The sequence below is a fragment of the Sphingobium sp. TA15 genome (genome assembly GCF_037101235.1).
GTDB classification, from domain to species: Bacteria; Pseudomonadota; Alphaproteobacteria; order Sphingomonadales; family Sphingomonadaceae; genus Sphingobium; species Sphingobium indicum.
Window position 1 is genome coordinate 1 of the sequence record NZ_AP025357.1, and the last position, 21,112, is coordinate 21,112.

Consider the following 21,112-nt stretch of genomic DNA (forward strand, 5'->3'; position numbering starts at 1 on the left):
TTGGCTGCATCACTCGACATTGAGGGCACGCAGGACCTGCTGTCCGTCTCGACGCTCGCACAACGGACCAGCTCTGTCCTCGAGCGGCTCCGCGACTCCGCGCGGAGTGCCCGGGCGGACGAGCGGCGCGAGCCGACGTTCCCGATTGGCAAGGCCGCGGAACTGGTCGGCCGAACCGCGGCGGCCATTCGCGAGGCCGAGAAGGACGGCCGCTTGCCGCCGCCTCCGCGAACCGAGAATAATCGGCGTGTCGGCTATACCCTGGCGCAGCTCAACGACATGCGCGGACTGTTCGGCACCCGGCCCTGGCGGGCCGCAACCGATCCCTGCTGCGTTATCGCGGTGCAGAACTTCAAGGGCGGGGTGGGGAAATCGACTCTTTCGGTGCACCTGGCCCAATATCTCGCGATCAAGGGCTACCGGGTGGCTCTCATCGATTGCGACAGCCAAGCGTCGGCAACCACGCTATTCGGCTATGTGCCCGACCTCGACCTGACCGAGGAGGACACGCTCTATCCATTCCTGCGGCACGACGACATGGAGTCGCTCGACTATGCCCTGCGCAAGACCCACTTCGACGGCCTCGAGCTTGTTCCGGCCAATCTGCGGCTGTTCCAGTCGGAATATGAAATCGCAGCGCGCATGGCGCGGGGGCAGGGGAACCTGATCGACCGCATGGCGCAAGGCATCGCGAGCATTGCCGATCGGTTCGATGTGGTGGTTCTCGATCCGCCTCCGGCGCTCGGCGCGATCTCGCTTTCGGTGCTGCGCGCGGCCAATGCGCTGGTGGTGCCGGTTCCGCCGACGGTGATGGACTTCTCGTCGACGGCGGCCTTCCTCGCCATGCTCGATGAGACCATAGAGACGCTGGCCGATCGCGGCTTGGCGCCGTCGCTGCAGTTCCTGCGCTTTGTGGCGTCCAAGGTCGATGAGAATAAGTCGATGCAGAAGGAACTGCTGAACCTGATGCGGACCCTTTTCGGTCACGCGATCGTCCGTACGCCGCTCAAGGATTCGGCCGAAATCGACAATGCAACGGCGCGGCTGATGACCGTCTACGAGCTGGACGGCCCGGTCACCAGTTCGACGGTGCGCAACCGCTGCCTTGCCTATCTTGATGGCGTGAACAGTGAAATTGAGGTCGACATTCGGTCGATGTGGCCGAGCCATTTGACGCGGCTTCGCAAGGAGGGACTCGCCTGATGCGAGCAAAATTGCACCGGTGCAATTCCGGGTAGAAGGGGTGGATGATGAGCAAGAAGAACGCCAACTTCGCGGCTGATCTGGTCGCCGGAATCGACCCGGGGGCGCAAGCCCCAGCGGCGCGGCGCCCTGGCATCGGTGCGAGCGTGCTGGCGGGCCGGGAAAGCCGGCTTGCCGAATTGGCGACGGGCAGCGTCGTCTCGCGCACCCATGAGCTTGTCGATCCCGCGCGCTGCCGAATGTGGGCGGGGCATAACCGCGAATATGCGCTCCTCAATGAGGAGCGGTGCGCCGACCTCATCGAGAGCATCAAGGCGCAGGGCAAGCAAGAAATGCCCGCCATCGTTCGCCGCGTGAAGGACGATCCTGCCTTCGATTTCGAGGTGATTTGCGGCGCGCGCCGGCATTGGACGATCAGTTGGCTGCGCGCCCACAACTATCCGGATTTCCGCTTTCTCGTCGATATCCGTAGCCTTACCGACGAGGAGGCCTTCCGTCTCGCTGACCTCGAGAATCGGGCGCGCGACGATCTCACCGATCTGGAGCGCGCGCGCGACTATCTGCGCGCGCTCGACGCCTATTATGAGGGGCGCCAGAAGGTGATGGCCGAGCGGATCAATGTCACGGAAAGCTGGCTCAGCCGCTATCTCGACCTTGCCCGGCTGCCGGCGGAACTGATGGCGGCCTTCGCCCTTCCGCAGGATCTCAGGATCAAGCATGTCACCGCGATCAAGCCTCTCTTGAAACCGGAGGATCGGCGGCAGCGTGTGTTCGCCGAGGCGGGACGTCTCGCTCAGGTGCAGTCCGATCGCGCAGCACCGATGCCGGTCCCCGATATCATACGCGCGCTCGCTCTGGCCGCCGATCCCCCCAAGAGGTCAGGATCCCCCAAGAAGTCAGGAAAGCCGGAAACGATCGTGTCCGAAGGGGGGAAACCATTGCTGAAAGTGGAGGCGGTGGATCGTAAGGGTCTCAAACTTACCTTGCTCCCGCATGCCGGTGGTACGCGGGCTGAAGCGGAGGCCGCGTTGAAAGCGCTGCTCGATCAGCATTGGAGCTAGGACAATCTTCAGCGGTTCTGAGACGTGAGAGTTTTGTCTTCACATGTTGAATATGGACTGCCCTATGACTGCAGCCTTCCAGGATGACATTCGCGAGAATGAGATCATCTCGCCCCGTCGTCTGGCGGAGCGCCTGCGCTTCTCCATGGCGCATTTGGCTCGCGTTGCTCGCCTGGATCCTAAGGCCATGACTCTGTATCCCTCCGCCCCGACCGTGCAGATTAAACTGGAGGAAATAGCCCGAGTTATAACGCGAGCGGCAGAACTTGCAGGCGAAGAAGGCAAGGCGGTTATCTGGTTCAAGCATCAACCCATTTCTGGAGTTGGGAAAACGGCCGCGGAATTGGTTGCGAATGGCGATATCGATATCGTCATGGAAGATCTCGATCGTATGGCTGCCGGGGTCTATTCCTGACAGGCGTCACTCAAGGCCGAAAGGTTAGCTTGTCCGCAGGACCTTTAGGCGAATGTCTTCTTCTCGTAGACGGTGACAATCGCCCGGCCATCCCAAACGTAGCACAGGTGCCGCTCCTGTCGGCTGTTGGCGAGTAGGCGAGGGCGGAACACCGCGGCGCACTCGCCGTCGGCGTCGCGCACGCTTTGGTACACGATGCCATCCGAACCTTGCTCACGCAGGTGCCGGCCAAGCGCCTGGCCGGCGGCATAGCTGTCCGGGGCGTAGAGGGCAGGGCGTTCATCGCGCAGGCCGCGAATATCGTGGAGCATGGCGTCCAGGTCGACCGCGTAGACGCGCATGTCGAGTTCCTGCGCCGGTTCGTGGGTGTACGCCATGAAGCGGGTTCGGTGATGGCGCGTCTCGGCAACCGCAGTCTCGATGGTGCTGGCAGCGTAGAACAGCCCGAAACTGCCGTCACAGAACCGGCTGCCATCGGGATTTAGGTGGGTGAACGCTGCCATGATCGCCGATGTTCCGGGTCCCGATACGCGGTCCTCCGGTGGGACGAGGGCGAGGTCCCCGACCTCGTCGCGAAGCCGGTCGTTGGTCATCGCCTCGATCGCATAGACCGCTTCCAGGTCGGCCGGATCCGCGACATCCTCAAACAGCGATATGGGCGGGAACCGGCTTGCGACGATCCGGTAGCACGGTTGCCACCGCACTTGCGTCGTCGCAATGGCATCCATCAGCCGCGCTGCGCGTCGATATATTGACGCACCACGTAGAGATCGGCGACATTGCCCGAGGCCATCCGCTCGATCGCCGGGCGTCCGGCGAACAGCGGCGCCTCATTGGGTTTGCGTACCCATTCGTTGGCGGTACGGGGCAGGAGCATCTTCAGCCCCTTGTAGATCCCCATGACATAGGAGATGCGCTCCAGCGCATCCTTGGGAATCGCCGCGACCGCGCCGCGCTTCCAGGTCTGGAAGGTCGAGCGGCTGTCGAGCCCGAGAAGCTTCATCTGCTCGGCTTCCTTGAGGTCCCAGGCGTCGGCAATGCGGAAAAAGGTGCGCAGCGCCGGACCGCTCAGATCCTTGCGGCTGGGCGCTTTGGCGGGGACGCCGGAATGGGCAGTTGTGGCCATTGGCCATCTCCTTCTTTCTCTGTCTATGTATGATATCTGTACATAACGTCAAGAAGAGATCGGTTTTCATACACGCCGAATGCGCGCGATGCCGCGTCAGGGATGGCCAGAACTGCCGGCGAGCAGCCGGTCGATCTCACCCATCGCCGCGTCGAACTCGGCAAGAGCCGCATGGGGGAGGGCGGTAGCCTGGTCCAAAGACGCCGGCTGCCCATCCCTTCCCGGTTCTTCGACGACCAGCAGGGCCTTCCCCTTGACCGTCTCCCGCCGTGCCATGCGCGCCGCCACAAGGGCGTCGCCGATCGCATAGGTGCCGCGCCGACTGATCCCGAACGCCCAGGTGATCTGATCGAGTCCTAGCGGCGCAAAACCAGCGAGCAGGATCCACACCTGCGGTGCCCGCGCGCTCGAGCGCAGGTGCCCCAGCTGCTCGCGCATCAGCGCCGTGCGCCGTCGCGCTTTCGCGACCAGCTCTGCAAGCCGGGTAGCGCTGGCGTGGAGAGTTCGCGCTGAGACAATGGCGCGTTCGCCCGGCCAGAGCTGCGGCTGAAGCGTTTCGGCGGTCACCGCGCCGGGGCAGGGGAGGGCAAGCTGCCACGCGCCGCACGCGGTCAGCAGCCGCCCCAGCGAGGCCTCGACCGCCCAGAGCGGTGTGCGCGGGGCGGCCTGCTCGATCGCCACCGCGCGGTTCCCAAGCGAACGGATGTGCACGGTGCGCTCCAGCGGCGCGAACAGCGGATCGGCGCGCAGCAGCGCGTGGAGGCGCGCTAGACCCGCGAAGGGCAGGGGGGTCTCGTCATCCGCGCCGGCCTGTTTCACCAGCGTGAGCGCTCTGCCGATCGCCTCCTCCGCCAGCGCATCTTCGGCTTGCATCGGGCGGTCGGCCCCGAAGCGAGCGGCCAGAGCGATGGTCTGCGCGGCGTCGGCGAGCGGTTCCCACGGATGATGGCTGAGTTCGCCCATCAGGGCGCGGACCACGGCATATGCGGAGCAGGCGGTGAGGGGCGTCTCTTGGGGGCCGCGATCGAGCCCGGCGAACCAGGCGTTGAACCGGTGTTCGGCGTCAGCAAATCCCGCCTGCGCCAAGGCCGAGAGCAGCACCTCGCGCAGCAGCCCTACGCAGAACAGCGCCTTCTCGTCCTCCGCGAGACCGGCGAGGAGCCCGTCGAGCCTGCCGAGCGCCAGCGCGCATTCGCCTTGCGCGAGCGCCAGCTCTTCGGGTGGGGCGTCGCTGTCGGCGGCGAGGGGATGGAAGCGCTCCATGCCGAATGTGTAGTGAATGTCAAAACACTGCACAACTACTTGGATGGTTGGTGAATGAACATGTGATAATTGCAGTTATCATATAAGCGGATTTGACGCCTCATTGTATGGTGGAGTACAGCGGCGGCATGGAAGCCAGTGCATCAGCCGGGCAAAAAAGCCTTGAAAACGGCGATTTCAACGCCGCTGCCGCGGTGACGGCGACCTTGCCACCGGCGACCATGCCCGAGCTTGCCTGGGGTGACTACACGAAAGTGACGCATCCGCACGCTAAGCGCGAACGTATGGTGAACGTTACGCGGCGAGCAACGAACTGATGGCGCGCAGTGGCCGCAGGACATCCGGATCGGGCCGATCTTCAACATTCCAGCTATAGTCGCCGGTGAGCGAGATATGTTCCCAGCCCAATGGCGCGACGTGACGTGCGATTTCGTCGGGCGTGCCGATATCAGCCAGCGCCACTTCGAGATAGCGGGTGTTCCACAGGATGATGGCGGCGACGAGCAGGTTGAGGCCGGAGGCGCGATAGGTCTGGTTCTCGAACCGCCGATCACGCAATTCGCCGAGCTGGTTGAAGAAGAGCGCGCGTGCGAGCGCGTTGCGGGCCTCGCCCTTGTTGAGGCCCGCCTGGGTACGCCGGCGCAGATCAATGTCGCGCAGCCAGTCGAGCATGAAGATCGAGCGTTCGAGGCGGCCCAGCTCGCGCATCGCGAGGGCCAGTCCGTTCTGTCGCGGATAGGCGGACAGGCGGCGAAGCATCGCCGAAGCGGTGGCGGTGCCGGTGCGTATCGATGTGGCGAACCGCAGCAGTTCATCCCAATGCGCCGCGACATGACCCAATGCGATCGGTTCGGCCGTCATGCCGGCAAGCAAGGGGCCGGCTTCCTGGCCGGGAAGGAGGTGCAAACGACGCTGCTTGATGTCGCGCAGGCGCGGCGCGAAGCGGTAGCCGAAGAAGGGCATAAGGCCGAACACATGGTCCGATGCACCGCCTGTATCGGTGTAGTGCTCCTCGATTGTCAGGCCGGTCTGCTGATACAGCAAGCCATCCAGCACATAGGGAGCTTCGCCGGCGGTCGCCGCGATTACCCGGGTCGCGAAGGGGTCATATCGATCCGAGACATGGGTGTAGAAGGCAACGCCCGGTTCGTTGCCGCTGCGCGCGTTGATGTCGCCGATTGCGGCGCCACGGCCCCCGGCATGGAATTGCTGTCCGTCGCTCGACGAGGTGGTGCCGTCTCCCCACAGCGCGGCGAGCGGCATGGCGCGATGGGCGTCGATCAGCCTTCCCAGCGCTTCACCATAGGCGGCCTCGCTGATGTGCCAGTCGTGGAGATGGGCGAGCTGGCGCAGGCTTGCGCCTCGGCAGGTTTCCGCCATGCGTGTGAGGCCGAGATTGATGCCATCGGCAAGGATGACGGTGAGCAGCGCATTGCGGTCGTCGGCCTCCCGGCCCGAACGCCGATGGATGAAGCATTCGCTGAACCCGGTCCAGGCATCGACCTCAAGCAGGAGATCGGTGATCTTCACGCGCGGCAGTCGGTCATAGGCAGCGCGACGGGCAATCTCGGTGGCGGGTGGCGTTGCCGCTTTCAGCGGCGAGATGATAAGGCCGCTTTCGTCAAGCCTGACCTGGGGCAGCTCGCCCTGTCGGGCGAGGACCGTCACCTGTTCGATCGCCGTGTCGAGCCTGGCGCGCCTTTCCTCGATATGACGATCGAAGTCCGTTTCGATGGCGAGCGGCAACGGCCCCTTCTCGCGAAGCGCGTCGAAGGTGGCCGGCGGGATGAGGTAGCTATCGAAATCGCGGAACTGGCGGCTTCCCGAGACCCATATGTCTCCCGCTCGCAACCGCTCCCGTAGCTGGGACAAGGCGCATAGTTCATAGGCGGCGCGATCGACGATGCCGTCCCGCAGGACGAACGGCCGCCATGCGGAGGGCACAAAGCGCAGCGGCACGCGATCAGGCAAGCGCCGTTTGCCGGTCCGGTATAGCTCCGCGATGATGGTAAGCGCCGACAGGAGTCCCTGCACCGCACCGGCGCCGCGAAATTCGAAGGTGTTGAGAAAGGCACCGGCAAAGAGCTTCACCGTGCGATGCCGCTCGATCAATTCAGCGGTGCGATCGACGGTTTCCGGTCGCCCGAGTACTTCGGCCCGCGCGACCGCCACGGCGAAGCGCTGCCAATCCAGCGCCTCGATCTGCGCCAGAGAGTCCACACCGTTGGTGCGCGCTTCGATGAGAATGCGGCAAGACCCTGTGAGCGTCCGGAGATGGCCTTGCAACTCGCGCACCGTCTTGAGGGCTTTGTCACGGGTCCGGTTCTCGGCGCGACGCGACATGCTGCCCAACAGCTTGTCGAACATCGTCAGGGTGGCATCGGTCAGGCTTTCCTCAAGACGGATGCCCTGCGCCGCCAGCGTCGCATGGCGGCGCAGGGCATTGAGTTCGCCAAGGTGCTGGGGTGTGATCCGGCTGCCTTCGTCCGCCAGCCTGTCAAAAGTCAAAGCCGGGATCATGTCGGCACGGGCGCGATCGAGATCCAGCGCGCGGATATGAGTGAGCCGTTCGATCAGGCGTAGGATGTTGCGCGCTGCCGGCGACTGTGGTGCATTGCGCAGCCAGGATAGCCATGTCGCGGCTTGCCCTGTTCGTCGGGCCAGCAGATCGTCCAGCCCCTGCAGCGTATCGGGCCGCAGGCCGTTCGTGAGCACTTCATAGGTAAGCTGTTCGGCCTGCTGGCGAGCACGCCGGAGTACCGCTTCGAGAACCGATGAAGAAGGCAGGAGGATCTGCCGGCGCCGAAGTTCGTCAACGATGACCCCCGCCATCTGGCCGGGGTGGACGATGGTCTGTGCGATCGGGATCGAGAATGCGACAACTTCGTGGAAAGCCTTGCGGTCGAAAATCCTGAACCCGTGCGATCGTCGGATTTCAACGAGATGTTCGCGACGGGTCTGGTCCCGATGGGCATAGTCCGCGAAGGCTTCGGGCGCGACGCCGAGTTGCTGCGCCACATAGGCGAGCACAGGAGCGGGCGGGACTTCACCCGCTTCCAGCGCACGGCCAGGCCATCTCATATAGAGTAGGAGCATCGCGTAGCCGAGCCGGGTGGCATCGCCGCGACGGCGGCCGACAATTTCCAGGTCGTCACCGGTCAGCGTATAGTGCCGCGCAATCTCGCGCTCATCGAGCGGCGCGCCATAATGCCCTGCCCAGATTTCCGCGCTCACCAGTCGCCGTCTCGCCAAGCACTATCTCCTTCCGCGTCCTTGTCCGTCAGACGGTCCTCTGGCGGCCAGCAGGAATATGTCCGTTAACTCTGGACCTATAACGGCGATTCGGACAAGATCAGATAATGATGGGAAAACGGACAGGATTGGGCTGCATGTGGCGTTGATCGGCTATGCGCGCGTCTCGACGGCAGACCAGAAGCTCTCACTCCAGCTCGACGCGCTGAACGCGGCCGGGTGCGACCGGATATTCGACGATCACGCATCTGGTGCAAAAGCCGATCGGCCCGGCCTGGCCGAGGCGCTCGCCTATCTGCGCAGCGGCGACACGCTGGTGGTTTGGAAACTCGACCGTCTTGGGCGCTCGATGAGCCATCTGATTGAGAAGGTCGGCGAGCTAGCGACGCGAGGTATCGGGTTCCGCTCGCTCACCGAGAACATCGACACCACCACTTCGGGCGGGATGCTGGTGTTCAACATCTTCGGCTCGCTTGCCCAGTTTGAGCGCGATCTGATCCGGGAGCGCACCCATGCAGGCCTCAAGGCCGCTCGCGAGCGAGGTCGCCCCGGTGGGCGGCGGCCAGTGGTCACACCTGACAAGCTCCGCAAGGCGCGCGAACATATCGCTTCCGGCCTCACAGTTCGCGAGGCCGCCGCGCGCCTCAAGATCGGCAAAACCGCCCTCTACAAAGCCCTCGAAGCCACGGAGAAGAACACAAAGTCCCAGCGTTCCCGGTCCGTTCGCTCTTAGCGTGCAGATAAGTCACTTTCGTGCAGTCACCCCTTATAAGGTGGGCTACAAGCGCGGCTGAGGAGCGAGGCGCGTCGTGAGCACCGAAACCGCCCGGGAAGGGCCAGAAATCCCCGTAGCGCCGCCTGAGGCTGTCCTGCCGGCCGTCAGGGCGCCGGCCGACCTTGCGTGGACGATCGTGCAGATGCGCGCCGGCGAGCGCATCACCGTCAACGAGGGCCTGATCGCCGCCTATCAGGCCGCTTCATCGCCCCATAGCATCCGTGCGCTCAAGTCCGACGTCGAGGCGTTCGATGCGTGGTGTAGGCGCAACAACCGGATCGCGCTGCCGGCCACGCCCGAGACCGTGGCCGATTATCTCGACGCGCGGGCCGGGAAGGGGAGCCGGCCGGCCTCGCTATCCCGCTACAAGGCGTCGATCGCCAAGATCCACCAGCTGCTCGAGCTCAAGGATCCGACGCCGGCGCCGCTGGTGAAGCTGCGGCTCCAGACGGTGCGCCGCGAGAAGGGGGCTGCGCAGAAGCAGGCGCGGCCGCTGCGGTTCAAGGGCCCGGTGCGCGACGTCGAGCGCGACAAGGCGCGGGGGCTCAACATCCGCGCGCTGCTCGAGAGTTGTGGCGAGGATCTGCCGGGGCTGCGTGATCGGGCGCTGCTATCGGCCGCTTATGACACCGGGCTGCGCGCCTCCGAACTGGTGGCGGTCGCCATTGAGCATATTGAGGAGGCGATCGATCCCGAAGCGCGGCTGCTGCAGATTCTGCGTCATAAGGGCGATCAAGACGGGGAGGGGGCGACCGCCTACCTCAGCCCGCGCACCGTCGCGGCGATCGCGGCGTGGACCGAAGCGGCGGGGATCACGACAGGGCCGCTGTTCCGGCGGGTGCAGGTGCGGCGCTACAAGGCGCGGGCAGCCGTGCGCGGTCGGCCGATCGACAGCATCTCGGGCCGGGAGACGTGGGATCTGCGCAAGACGCTGTCCAAGCCGGCGGTGAAGGCGCGCGTCGAATATGACATCGGCACCGTGGCGCTGCACCCGGGCTCGATCGGACCAATCTTTCGGTCGATCATCGGCCGCGCGTTCGACCGTGGCGCGCTGCCCGATTTGACGGCGGACGATCTGGCGCGGTTGCTGAAGGGGATCAGTGCGCACTCGACGCGGATCGGGCTCAATCAGGACCTGTTCGCCAGCGGGGAGGATTTGGCCGGCATCATGGACGCGCTGCGGTGGAAGTCGCCGCGGATGCCGCTCGCTTATAATCGCAATCTCGCGGCAGAGCAGGGGGCGGCGGGGCGCCTTATGGCGAAGATTGGCTAGTCATGACGGCCTAAATAGGTCTTTGGATGATGCCGTGCGACCACACGACGGCGGCAGGTAGATCGAGGGATTTGCGCAGCGGCAAGAACCGGAGAAGGGAGGCTGAGCCCCCGGGGTCTTGAGCTACAACGTTAAGCCTAAGAAACGGGCAGGGGCCTGGTAGCGCGTAGTGTATGAGCGAAGCCACCATCGCTCAAACTCATCAGCACAGTCCAATTTCGAAGAGGAAACAAGAAAGTGGTTCCGGAAACGGTATGGATCTTATCCTGTGTAAACGCTCGCGCTAAATGGCGGCGTTCTGATCGCGCTATTTGTCAGTTGCCGGGTCCGATGACGAGGCAATCGCGCGCGGCCTGAACGATGTCAGCGGTGACCTCCTCGACGCGGTTGAGGGTCATGATCCGCCGCATCTGCGCGAACAGGCGCTCCATGAGCCGGAAGTTGCCGCGCGTGATGCGGATCACGGCTGCCTGCGCTTCGATCGCGTCGAGTTGGGCCGGGTCGAAGCTGATCCCGAAATCGCCGGCGTGGGTCGCGAGCAGCAGCCGCATTTCGGTCTCGGTAAGCGGTTTGAACTCGTGGACGAAGCCGATCCGCGAGTAGAGCTGGGCATAGCGGGCGAGGCGCTTCTCCAAGCCCGGCATACCCATCAGGATCAGCCCGAAGCCGTGGCGATCGGCCATGTCGCGGAGATGTTCGAGCGACTTTATGGTCAGGCGGTCGGCCTCGTCGACGATGACGAGGGGGCAGGCGATGCGGGCGGCGTCATGGGTGATTTCGTCCTGCGAGCCGCCCGCGACCGTCAGCCGGGCATAGCCCAGCTTAATGAGGTTGAGGCCCAACACCGCGTCGATCGTCTTGGGCGTGTTGCTGACCGACACGGTGTAGAAGACGGCGCGGCAGCGAGCGACCTTTTCGCCAAGGAGCGCGGCAATGGGACGGAGCGCGGCATATTCCCCCAGGTCGGGGAAGCTGGAAAACTCGCGCGCCGATCGCGTCTTTCCGACGCCCGGCCGGCCATGACACACGCCGATATAGCGGTAGTGCGCGCAGGCTTCGGCAAACTCGACGAACCGGGCATGTTCGCGGGTCGCCAGGAACGGCTGCTCGACCAGGAACTCAATCGTCAGCGGCGTAGAGCCGGAGCCCTCGGTAGGTGGTGGGCCGGGAAGCCGTATCCTCTTGGTCGCCATCGAAGGTCTCCGTGGGGGCAGGCACCTGCTTGTCGCGCTCCTTCGCGCCGCGCCGGGCGCGCTGGATCGCGCGCAACGACGGGTGCCCAGCGTGCTCGGAGCTGAGCGCACGGCAGACGAACCGGCCCTGGTGGTAGACGTGGATCTCGGTCAGGTCGCGGGGGTCATAGACCGCCTCGACCTGCTCGCCGACGAAGGCCGCGAGCGTGGGTTCGACATAGCGCCTGCCCATCAGACGGATGCCGTCGCGCAGCACTTTACGGGGCTTGGGCACGTGCACGAGCAGCATGTCGAGCTGTTCAAGGCTGTCGGGCATTGCGGGCAGGAACCCGCCCTTCTGCCAGCGCGTGATCGGCGGTTCGCCGGTGCTGCCATGCGGGCGACGATGATAGACGCCGCACACGAACGCCTCGAAGCGGGCGCGCAGCTCGTCGAGCGTGAGCACTGGCGCCGACAGCGGCTTGCCCGCGATCAGGTGGCCGGGCAGGTCGGGCAGGAACATGTCGTTGATGGTGCGGAACAGCCGCTCGATCTTGCCGCGCCCGCGAGGACGCCCCGGCAGCGAATGGATGAGGCGGATTTTGAGGGCGATGCACGCCTGCTCGATATGCTCGGAGATGAAATCCGAGCCGTTGTCGACGTAAAGCTGTTCGGGAATGCCGCTGACGATCCATTCGGGATTGGGCTTGCGCCAGATCGCCTGCCGCAAGGCGAGCGCCGTGTTGAGGGCACTGGGGGCATCGAGGCTGAGGAAGTAACCGGCGATGGCTCGGCTGTGATCGTCAACGATGACGGTCAGCCAAGGACGCACCGGGGTTCCGGCATCATCGAGCACGAGAATGTCGAGAACGGTATGATCGGCCTGCCACATCTCGTTCGAGGTCGCGGCTTCGCGCCGATGCACTAGCTCGTGCTGGTCGCGGTAGACGGCCGGATCGGAGGCTGCGGCGATCTGGCTTGCCGGTATCGCCCTGACGACACGCGCGACGGCCGCATAGCTGGGGGTTCGGTGTCCATGCGCGATGGCGAGTTCCTGCACCTTTCGGTGAATGGCGGCGACCGGGGGTCGCGGGCGCTTGGTGGCGAGAGTGCGGGTCAGTTCGACCAGATGTTCCGGCAGGTGCAGCCTGCCCCGATCGTTGCGCGGCAGACGCGCGAGACCGGCAAGTCCTTCGGCACGGTAGCGCCCGAGCCAGCGCTGCAACGTCCGCTCGCTCAGCGTGCCGGTGCGGGCGAGGTCCGCGAGCGGGATGCCATCGGCGAGGTGCGGTTCAAGGACGCGGTAGCGCTCGATCGCCAGCGGCGGGACAAGCGCCGGATGCGTCACCGCCGACGGTCCGTGTCGCAGGTAAGGAAAACGGAGATTTGCCTGCCCATCGCCATGCGAGTCCGCTCGCGTTGCCAAACCGGCCTGTTCGACGTAAATCTACCCGGTAAAGAAAACTAGGGCAACATAGACCTGCCGATGACGACTTTCTTCCCAAACCGCGCCCGATCGGGGCGCCACCGGCCCTACGCATGAAAATCGGTTACGCCCGCGTATCGACCGCCGAGCAGAACCTGGACCTCCAGCGTGATGCGCTGAAGGCTGCCGGCTGCGAGAAGGTCATCACCGACAAGGCCTCCGGGGCGACTGCCGCTCGCCCTGGATTGGAAAAGGTGAAGGAGCTGCTTCGCGCCGGCGACACACTGGTGGTCTGGCGCCTCGACAGGCTCGGCCGCTCGCTCCGTGATCTGATCGGATGGATGACCTACCTCGACGAGGAAAAGGTCGGGCTGCTGAGCCTGCACGAGGCGATCGACACGACCACCACGTCGGGCAAGCTTACCTTCCACCTGTTCGGGGCATTGGCGGAGTTCGAGCGCAACCTGATCCGCGAGCGGACCCAGGCCGGTCTCACCGCAGCCCGCGCTCGCGGCAAGAAGGGTGGCCGGCCGGCCGCACTCGGCAAGGACAAGCGCGACCTGCCCGTCAGGCTCTACCACGAGAACACGATGCCGATCGCCAAGATTTGTTCGATGCTCGGCATCTCCAAGCCAAAACTCTACGCCTATGTGCGATCGGCCGAGACCAAGCCGGTAGCCGCGTAGCGACGCTCGCCGACAAATAGCGCGATCAGAATGCCGCCACTTAGCGCGAGCGTTTACACCGTTCGCGGTCCCGATCGGCCCAGCGTCCCCCGGAACCGTTCGTTATCGGGAAGGCATCTAAGCGGTCTGCACCATCCTTCATCTAAAGTTCTCCAAGCGCTTCTGAGGATTTTCGGGCGCACCAAAAGCACTTGCTCCTCCAGTGGCTGGAGCATGTAACCGCAATTTGCTCTCCTGCGGACGGGGGGCTGGAGGTGGCTTTTTGACGGCCCGTGTTGAAGCAATCGGTATGTCTCGACGCTCATTAGTGGCGCGGCTGGTGGCCTGTGGAACCGGCTTGGTGCTCGGTTCTCCAACGCTCGCGCGACAGACTTCCCGGTCTGCGGGCTCGTGGAACTTCGGTGCGGCTCACCTCGAATGGGAGCCGCTGGAAGTCGGCACGGGTGATACCCTCCTTGTTTCGGCACAAGTGCGCGGAGTGCCGGTGCGGGCGGTGCTCGACAGTGGCAGCGGCGCGTCGATCATGAGCACGGCGCTCGCGGCGAAGCTCGGCTTGAACGATGGTGAGCGGCGCATGATTAGCGGGCTGAGCGCCAAGGCCCCGGTGCTGCTGGTCCGCGACATCGACGTACAGCTCGCCCGCGAAACCCGTCGCTTACCCTTTGCCGTCGTTGGTGATCTGAGTTCAGTGTCGGCGGCCTTCGGACGACCGATCGATATCCTCCTCGGTGCCGATATGTTCACGGGTAGCTGCATCGCGCTCGATTTCGCGAAAAGGCGTATGGCGGTCGTCAAGTCAGGCACGTTTCTCGCCGGTCCCGACTGGCGCGCTGTCGCGCTCGGGCGCGGTGCCAAGCAGGAGCTGTTCATTCGAGCTTCCGTCTCGGGTTTGCCTCCCGTGCCCTTGATGATCGATCTTGGCAGCTCGGCCGCGCTGATGCTCTCGTCGGCCTATGCCCGCGATCAAGGGCTGTTGAACGGGAAGCTCGTCTCGACCGCGGCGATCGGCGGCGTCGATGGTGTGCGTATCAACGATGCTTTCACGATCCAGAACATCAACATCGAAGGGCTTGGCGTCTCGAACGTCCCCACACTCGGGATGAGAGCTTGGCTCTCCACCAGCACGGTTGGCAATGTCGGCCTACCGCTGATCGCTCAATTCGACGTGGTGTTCGACGTGACCGCCGGATTCGTGTGGCTCCGGCCACTCGGTCCTCGTCGTCGCCTGCCGATGCTGAAGGACCGTAGCGGCCTTGGCCTCGCAGCCTCACCAACGGCGCTCACCGTTGTTCATGTGGCGGCGAACAGTCCCGCGGAAAAGGCTGGCTGGGCGGTCGGCGACCGGATCGTGGCGGTGAACGGCCATTCGATCGATGCGAACTATACGCGTGGGGAGCTCTGGCAAGTGCGCTCCCGGCCTGCTGGCACCCTCGTAAAGCTGACGATGGCCTCGGGTGATGTGCGCGAGCTCAGGCTGGCCGATTATTATTGATCGGCTTGAGGGTGGCCTTTGCCGATCGCCTTCATGATCCGACAATCGGCCATGCGCGCCTTGGTGCAGCTCTGGCTGAGCATTGCCAACTCATCCCGCAACACCGCGAGTTGCGCCAGTCTCTCCTCCACATCCTTGAGGTGCTGAGCAGCGATAGCTGAGGCGGCACCACAATCCTGGTCCGGGTTCTGCGCCAGCCCCATCAACGAACGGATCTCGTCGACGGAGAAGCCAAGCCGGCGACCGTTGCGGATGAAGTGCAAACGCTCAATGTCACTGGCATCGTAGGTTCTGCGACCCGACGCCGTGCGAGGGGCGGATCGGAGCAACCCGATCGACTCATAAAAGCGGATCGTCGTCACCTTCGTCGAGGTCTCGCTGGCGAGCTGCCCAATCATCACCGGCTTCATCATGCCATCCTTGCTTATGCGAACGTGTCGCACATTTCGCTTGCTTCTACAGCGACTGGAGGTGGTAAGGAAGGCCGCATGAATGCTTCTACCGAAAGCTGCGGGTGCCACGGGGAGCCCGCGCGCGCGCAAACCGATCCGGCCTATCGCCGTGCGCTGCTGACCGTCGTGGTGCTCAACCTCGGCTTCGGAGTCGCCGAGCTGTTCGGCGGGTTCATCGCCGATAGCCAAGCGCTGAAAGCGGATTCCCTCGATTTTCTCGGGGACGGGTCGATCAGCCTTATCGGTCTTCTCGCGCTTGCCTGGTCCGCACGGGCGAGGGCAAAGGTCGCGCTGACGCAGGGGTTGTTTCTCGGTGCGCTTGGCGTGGGCGTAATCGGTTTCGCGATTTGGCGCGCCCTGAACGCAACCGCGCCCGATGCCGAACTGATGGGCACAATCGGCGTTGTCGCGCTCGCGATCAATGTCGTGTCCGCCTTGGTGCTTGCGCGTTTCCGGGAAGGGGACGCCAATGTTCGCGCGATCTGGCTGTTCAGCCGCAACGACGCGCTCGCCAACGTGGCGGTGATCGCCGCGGCCGGTCTGGTGGCGTGGACAGGAAGCGCCTGGCCGGACCTCGCCGTCGCCGGCCTCATCGCCCTCCTGTTCCTCCACTCCGCTTATGAAATCGTCACTGGCGCTCGGCGCGAATTGGGAGAGCGGTAGTGCGTCTGCTCGCGTTGATCCGGGCAATGCTCTCGTTGCGGCTGCTCTCCGCGCTCGCGGCGCTGCTGATCCCTGCTGCGGCAATCGCCGAACCCGGCGACGTGCAAACCGCATGGCGGCTGCTCGACTATATGGCCGTCGATTATGGCGGCGCGGTCGCCAACGGTCGGATCAAGAGCACGTCGGAATATGCCGAGATGACGGAGTTCGCCGCGTCGGTCTCGACACGGCTTCAGGGCCTGCCGGCGAAGCCGGAGCGTCAAGCCCTCATCCAGCGGGCTGCCAACCTCCAGGCGGTGATCGCGGAAAAGGGACCGACTGAACAGGTGGCAACATTGGCGCACGGGCTCGCGGCCGATCTGTTGCGCGCCTACCCGGTGCCGCTCGCGCCCGATAAGGCTCCGAACCTCGTCTCCAGCGATGCACTGTTCCGACAATCCTGCGCGTCCTGCCACGGGATGACGGGCAACGGCCGTGGCCCTGACGCCGCCAAGCTCGCTACGCCCCCGATTGCTTTCACCGATGCCGAGCGCGCGCGCCAGCGCAGCGTGTTCGCGCTCTATCAGGTGGTGACGCAAGGCATCGACGGGACCGCGATGCAGAGCTTCGCCGATCTGCCCAACGATCAGCGCTGGGCGTTAGCATTCCGAGCCGGGAGCTTCGCCTTCACGGATGCGCAGGCGCGCGAAGGCGAGCGGCTTTGGAAATCCGACCCGACCCTTCGCCGGCGCATTCCGGACCTGAAAACCCTGGTCGCGCTCACCCCGGCCGCGCTCGGCGCGGCGATCGGCGACGCCAAGGCTGACCCAGTGCTCGCGTTCCTGCGTCGTCATCCCGAACAGGTGATACAACAGGCTCCCGGCTCGCTCGCGGTCGCCCGCGCCAAACTCGCCGAAAGCGTGGCGGCTGCGCGGCGCGGCGATGCGCGCATGGCGAAAGAGCTGGCGCTGTCGGCCTATCTCGATGGGTTCGAGCCGATCGAGCCAACACTCACCGCGCGCGACGCGACGCTGATGGGTCGAATCGAGGGCGCGATGGGGGAGTTCCGCGCCTCGATCGACCGGGGCGCGTCGCCCGATGATCTCGCGGAGAAGGTCGCAGTACTGGGCGGCCTTTTCGACGATGCGGAAGCGGCGCTCGCGCCTGATGCCGCCACCGAAGCGTCCACGTTCCTGGGCGCGTTCACGATCCTGCTGCGTGAAGGGCTCGAAGCCCTGCTCATCGTTGTCGCCATGATCGCGTTCCTGCGTAAAGCCGAGCGCGGCGAGGCGCTGCGGTACGTGCATGGCGGCTGGGTCAGCGCGATCATCGCGGGCGGGATCACCTGGGCGGTCGCCACCTATGCGATCGGGATCAGCGGTGCGAGCCGGGAGCTGACGGAAGGGTTTGGCTCGCTGTTCGCCGCGGTCGTGCTGCTCTCGGTCGGGATTTGGATGCACGGCAAGGCGCAGGCCGATCAGTGGCAGCGCTATATTCGCGAGAAGATGTCGCGGGCGCTCTCGGGCGGGTCGGGCTGGTTCCTGTTCGGGCTGGCGTTCGTCGTAGTTTATCGCGAGGTCTTCGAGACGATCCTGTTCTATGCCGCGCTTTCGGCGCAAGGTGACAACGGGATGCTTCTCGCGGGGGCCGGGTCGGCGATTGGACTGCTCAGCCTGATCGCTTGGGCCATGCTTCGCTACAGTCGCAAGCTGCCGATCGCGCAGTTCTTCCGCTATAGCTCCTGGCTCATGGCGGTCCTGACCGTCGTGCTGGCGGGTAAAGGCGTCGCCGCGCTCCAGGAAGCCGGCCTTATCAACATCGCACCGCTCGCGGACGTGCCACGGCTGTCGATGCTCGGCGTGTTTCCCACTTGGCAATCGGTGCTGGCGCAACTCCTGATGGCGGTCGCCATTGCGGTCGGGTTCGCCTGGAACGGGCGCGACCGATCCCGCTCGGGTTCCGGCTCAGTGACCCTTGGTTCGAATTAGTGCAATGACATGAAAACCCTTCCGTGATAGAGGCAAGCTAGTGCGAGCCTTTTTGCCTTTCCTGACATGCCTGATGCTGGTCCTGACCAGCTTCTCCGGCATGGCCCATGCCGCCGATCTGGCGGGGGGAAGCATCGCGGGCGTTGAGTTCACGGTCCATACCGCCGGTGACATCGATCAGGTGCCATCGGACTCGGACAAGAATGTCCCGCATCATCACAATTATTGTCACGGACACGACGTCGGCGCGCCTGCGCGCACGACGATGGAATATACCCCCGTCCTCACAGTGCCCAAGCCGACAATCTCCGCCTCTGCGTCGCTCGACGGCCGCACCGGCATGGTCCATTTGAGGCCCCCCCAAGCCTGACGTCCGATTTGGGCGTGCGTTGGCGCGCCCCTGTCGATCATCGTCAGGAGTCCTATTTTCATGAATCGTATCCTCGCGGCCATGCTGGCCGCAGCGTCTTGCGCCACGATGGCGCAGGCGCAGGTCGGACCGTCCGCGCCTGTTGCGCAGGATGCGCCGGTCTACACGCTTGACCAAGCGGTCAGTGCAGCGGGCGGTTCGGCCCCTGCTGCGGAAGCGGCGACAGCTGGAATCGACGCGGCCCGTGCAGGTCGCACAGTCGCCGGCTTGCGGCCCAATCCGGTGGTTCAAGGCCAAGTCGAGAATGTCATCGGCTCCGGGCCGTATCGGGGGGTCCGCAGCGCGGAAACCACGGTCGGCTTTGCGATCCCGATCGAGCTAGGCGGCAAGCGCGGCGCCCGCGTCGCGGTCGCCAATGCGCAATTGTCCCGGGCCGAGATCCAGGCCGCGATCATCGCGGCGGATGTCCGGCTTCAGGTAACGCAGCTCTATGTCGAAGCGGTCGCGGCCGATCGCCGGGTAATGACAGCCCGCGATCAGGCCCGGATCGCCAGCGATGCGCTGCGGGCCGCGAGCGTTCGCGTGCAGGCAGGGCGGGCATCGCCACTCGAGCAACAGCGCGCGGATGTCGCGCGTATCAATGCCGACGCCAATGTGGAGCGGCAGCTTCGCTTGGCCGAGGCGGCCCGCGCCAATCTGGCGCGTCGGATCGGACGGCCGATCGACGGCCTGCTCGATGACACGCTGCTCGATCGCCTTCCCGATGTGAACGTCTATGGGCCGTTGGCACCGGTCAACACGACCGGCACACTCGCGCTGGCGGCAGCCAACGCGGATTTCTCCATTGCCGAAGCCGGCGTGCGGCTCGCGCGCGCCAATCGCGTGCCTGACCTGAACGTCGGGCCGTCGATCCGCCGCCTGGAAGCGACCAACGACATGGCGGCGGTGTTCAGCGTGTCGATCCCGATCCCGGTGTTCAACAATGGTCGCGCCGCGATTGCGCAGGCGACCGCGCAGCGGACCCAGGCGGATGCGCAGCGCCGCGTGACCGCGCTCGACATCGAACAGGCGATCACGGACGCGCAGGCGCAGGCGGCCAATGCCGCAACGACGGCTCGTGCGGCGTCGGGGCCGGCGCTGGCGGCTGCACAGGAGGCCGCCCGCATCGCGCGGATCGGCTATCGCGAGGGCAAGTTCGGCCAGCTCGAATTGCTCGATGCTGAACGCACGCTCGCCGAAACGCGGGTCGCCGCGATCGACGCGCTTGCCAATTACCAGAATGCCCGCGCGCAAGTGGAGCGACTGACCGCTCGTGCGCCCAATGGGGGGAATCAGTGATGAAGAGCTTTTATCTCGCGGGCGCGGCGTCGCTCGCCCTGCTCTTGGCTGCCTGCGGCGGCAAGGATGGCGGAAACGAGGCAACTGCCGAAGGCGCAGCTGCCAATGAGACGGCAGCGGGCACGGAAAAGGGCGGTGCTGAAGGCGGTCATGCCGGTGAAGGCGTCGTCACATTGGGTGCCGACCAGATCGCCACAGCGGGCGTCCAGGTCGGACGGCCGATCATCGGCGGGGCCGGGACGATCGAGCTGCCCGCGATCATCGAGGGCGACCCACAGGGAACGCAGGTCGTCTCGGCCGCAATTGCGGGACGCGTGGTCGCGCTCACCCGTAACCTCGGCCAATCGGTCGGACGCGGCCAGACCATTGCGGTCATCGAAAGCCGCGAGGCGGCGCAGATCAAGGGCGAGGTCGAGGCGGCGCGGGCGCGGCTTCAGCTCGCTAATTCGAACCTCGCGCGCGAACAGCGGCTGTTCGCGCAGAGAGTCTCCCCTGAACAGGATCTGATCGCCGCCCGCACAGCGGCGACGGAGGCGCGGATCGCCCTGACGCAGGCGCAGAGCATGGTTTCGGCGGCGGGTGTCGGCGGCGGCGGGCTCAACCGGCTCGGCATTGCCGCGCCGATCTCGGGCCAGATCATTGCGCGCCCCGTGACGCTGGGACAAACGGTCGCGGCGGATGCCGAACTCTATCGCATCGCCAACCTGAGCCAGGTGTCGATCGCGCTTAATCTCAAGCCCGAGGATGCGGGCCGGGTGCGTCCCGGCAATACGGTGCTGGTGAAGGCGGCAGGCCGTCAGGCGACCGCCCGCGTGACCTTCGTGTCGCCGGCGCTTGATCCGCAGACGCGGCTCGTGCCTGCGCTCGCCACCCTCGACAATCGCGGTGGCGAATGGCGGGTCGGCGAGCCTGTGACGGCAGCCGTGCAGCTCACGGGCAGCGGCGGGAGCGGGGCGGTCCGCGTGCCGACGACGGCGGTCCAGAGTTTCGAGGGCAAGTCGGTCGTGTTCGTGCGCACGCCCACCGGCTTCAAGGCGACCCCGGTCCAGCTCGGCGATGCGTCGGGCGACACGGTGATCGTCCGGTCGGGCCTGACCGGCAACGAACAGATCGCCACCACCGGAAGTTTCACGCTCAAGGCCGAGATCGGCAAGGGCGAAGCGAGCCACGAGGATTAA

The 21,112-nt window shown here is 65.1% G+C and carries 20 protein-coding genes; 13 read left to right on the plus strand and 7 right to left on the minus strand.

All coding sequences use genetic code 11. The features are described from left to right. The 3 genes from Sj15T_RS20255 to Sj15T_RS20265 all read left to right on the plus strand — a co-directional run bounded on the left by Sj15T_RS20255 (window position 1) and on the right by Sj15T_RS20265 (window position 2,679). Window positions 1–1,203, plus strand: a complete 1,203-nt coding sequence (locus Sj15T_RS20255) for an AAA family ATPase (protein WP_007688084.1) — start codon at window positions 1–3, stop codon at window positions 1,201–1,203. A 47-nt stretch (window positions 1,204–1,250) separates the two neighbouring features. Next, a complete protein-coding gene (locus tag Sj15T_RS20260; RefSeq protein WP_013849890.1) occupies window positions 1,251–2,264 on the plus strand; it encodes a ParB/RepB/Spo0J family partition protein in 1,014 nt (337 codons plus the stop codon). 64 nt (window positions 2,265–2,328) lie between these two features. Continuing rightward, window positions 2,329–2,679, plus strand: coding sequence for a hypothetical protein (locus tag Sj15T_RS20265; protein WP_007688086.1), 351 nt, complete (start codon window positions 2,329–2,331; stop codon window positions 2,677–2,679). 44 nt (window positions 2,680–2,723) lie between these two features. On the opposite strand, the gene Sj15T_RS20270 is transcribed toward Sj15T_RS20265, so the two are convergent. The 3 genes from Sj15T_RS20270 to Sj15T_RS20280 all read right to left on the minus strand — a co-directional run bounded on the left by Sj15T_RS20270 (window position 2,724) and on the right by Sj15T_RS20280 (window position 5,068). After that, on the minus strand, window positions 2,724–3,407 hold the full coding sequence (locus Sj15T_RS20270) for an RES family NAD+ phosphorylase (RefSeq protein ID WP_013041559.1): 684 nt from the start codon (window positions 3,405–3,407) through the stop codon (window positions 2,724–2,726). Continuing rightward, window positions 3,407–3,805 carry an antitoxin Xre-like helix-turn-helix domain-containing protein gene (locus tag Sj15T_RS20275; protein ID WP_007686501.1) on the minus strand — a complete coding sequence of 133 codons (399 nt, stop codon included), beginning with the start codon at window positions 3,803–3,805 and terminating at the stop codon, window positions 3,407–3,409. Before Sj15T_RS20275 ends, Sj15T_RS20270 begins: the two co-directional genes overlap by 1 nt. Before the next feature lie 96 nt (window positions 3,806–3,901). Further along, window positions 3,902–5,068 carry a hypothetical protein gene (locus Sj15T_RS20280; protein WP_013041560.1) on the minus strand — a complete coding sequence of 389 codons (1,167 nt, stop codon included), beginning with the start codon at window positions 5,066–5,068 and terminating at the stop codon, window positions 3,902–3,904. Between the two features lie 128 nt (window positions 5,069–5,196). Here Sj15T_RS20280 and Sj15T_RS20285 point away from each other — a divergent pair, with 128 nt between their 5' ends. Further along, window positions 5,197–5,385: a hypothetical protein gene (locus tag Sj15T_RS20285; RefSeq protein WP_148225625.1), complete on the plus strand. Its 189-nt coding sequence runs from the start codon at window positions 5,197–5,199 to the stop codon at window positions 5,383–5,385. Here Sj15T_RS20285 and Sj15T_RS20290 read toward each other — a convergent pair. Continuing rightward, on the minus strand, window positions 5,363–8,320 hold the full coding sequence (locus Sj15T_RS20290; RefSeq protein WP_011627729.1) for a Tn3 family transposase: 2,958 nt from the start codon (window positions 8,318–8,320) through the stop codon (window positions 5,363–5,365). The genes Sj15T_RS20285 and Sj15T_RS20290 overlap by 23 nt on opposite strands. A gap of 139 nt (window positions 8,321–8,459) precedes the next feature. On the opposite strand from Sj15T_RS20290, the gene Sj15T_RS20295 reads away from it, so the two are divergent. Both Sj15T_RS20295 and Sj15T_RS20300 read left to right on the plus strand, forming a co-directional pair. Further along, window positions 8,460–9,053, plus strand: coding sequence for a recombinase family protein (locus tag Sj15T_RS20295; RefSeq protein WP_013039114.1), 594 nt, complete (start codon window positions 8,460–8,462; stop codon window positions 9,051–9,053). A gap of 76 nt (window positions 9,054–9,129) precedes the next feature. Continuing rightward, window positions 9,130–10,368, plus strand: a complete 1,239-nt coding sequence (locus Sj15T_RS20300; RefSeq protein ID WP_013039113.1) for a site-specific integrase — start codon at window positions 9,130–9,132, stop codon at window positions 10,366–10,368. A gap of 314 nt (window positions 10,369–10,682) precedes the next feature. Here Sj15T_RS20300 and Sj15T_RS20305 read toward each other — a convergent pair whose 3' ends face one another. Next, the gene (locus Sj15T_RS20305; protein ID WP_009824028.1) at window positions 10,683–11,561 is read right to left on the minus strand and encodes an AAA family ATPase; all 879 of its coding nucleotides are present in this window, start codon (window positions 11,559–11,561) and stop codon (window positions 10,683–10,685) included. Further along, a complete protein-coding gene (locus Sj15T_RS20310; RefSeq protein ID WP_004212864.1) occupies window positions 11,488–12,888 on the minus strand; it encodes a Mu transposase C-terminal domain-containing protein in 1,401 nt (466 codons plus the stop codon). Before Sj15T_RS20310 ends, Sj15T_RS20305 begins: the two co-directional genes overlap by 74 nt. Window positions 12,889–13,079: 191 nt before the next feature. Between Sj15T_RS20310 and Sj15T_RS20315 the strand changes: the two genes are divergently transcribed. Together Sj15T_RS20315 and Sj15T_RS20320 are read left to right on the plus strand one after the other, a co-directional pair. Then, window positions 13,080–13,652 (plus strand): recombinase family protein, encoded by a 573-nt coding sequence (locus Sj15T_RS20315; RefSeq protein WP_009824027.1) that lies wholly within the window; start codon window positions 13,080–13,082, stop codon window positions 13,650–13,652. Between the two features lie 289 nt (window positions 13,653–13,941). Further along, window positions 13,942–15,144 (plus strand): aspartyl protease family protein, encoded by a 1,203-nt coding sequence (locus Sj15T_RS20320; protein WP_013039112.1) that lies wholly within the window; start codon window positions 13,942–13,944, stop codon window positions 15,142–15,144. On the opposite strand, the gene Sj15T_RS20325 is transcribed toward Sj15T_RS20320, so the two are convergent. Beyond that, window positions 15,138–15,557, minus strand: coding sequence for a helix-turn-helix domain-containing protein (locus Sj15T_RS20325; protein WP_007406847.1), 420 nt, complete (start codon window positions 15,555–15,557; stop codon window positions 15,138–15,140). The genes Sj15T_RS20320 and Sj15T_RS20325 overlap by 7 nt on opposite strands. Before the next feature lie 75 nt (window positions 15,558–15,632). Here Sj15T_RS20325 and Sj15T_RS20330 point away from each other — a divergent pair, with 75 nt between their 5' ends. From Sj15T_RS20330 to Sj15T_RS20350, 5 genes are all read left to right on the plus strand, one after another. After that, the gene (locus tag Sj15T_RS20330) at window positions 15,633–16,259 is read left to right on the plus strand and encodes a cation transporter (protein ID WP_004212870.1); all 627 of its coding nucleotides are present in this window, start codon (window positions 15,633–15,635) and stop codon (window positions 16,257–16,259) included. Next, the gene (locus Sj15T_RS20335) at window positions 16,259–18,226 is read left to right on the plus strand and encodes a cytochrome c/FTR1 family iron permease (RefSeq protein ID WP_004212871.1); all 1,968 of its coding nucleotides are present in this window, start codon (window positions 16,259–16,261) and stop codon (window positions 18,224–18,226) included. Before Sj15T_RS20330 ends, Sj15T_RS20335 begins: the two co-directional genes overlap by 1 nt. Window positions 18,227–18,299: 73 nt before the next feature. Further along, window positions 18,300–18,596, plus strand: coding sequence for a hypothetical protein (locus tag Sj15T_RS20340; RefSeq protein ID WP_007406840.1), 297 nt, complete (start codon window positions 18,300–18,302; stop codon window positions 18,594–18,596). Window positions 18,597–18,656: 60 nt separating this feature from the next. Then, on the plus strand, window positions 18,657–19,934 hold the full coding sequence (locus tag Sj15T_RS20345) for a TolC family protein (protein WP_013039111.1): 1,278 nt from the start codon (window positions 18,657–18,659) through the stop codon (window positions 19,932–19,934). Then, a complete protein-coding gene (locus tag Sj15T_RS20350; RefSeq protein ID WP_004212877.1) occupies window positions 19,934–21,112 on the plus strand; it encodes an efflux RND transporter periplasmic adaptor subunit in 1,179 nt (392 codons plus the stop codon). The genes Sj15T_RS20345 and Sj15T_RS20350 overlap by 1 nt, the downstream gene beginning before the upstream one ends.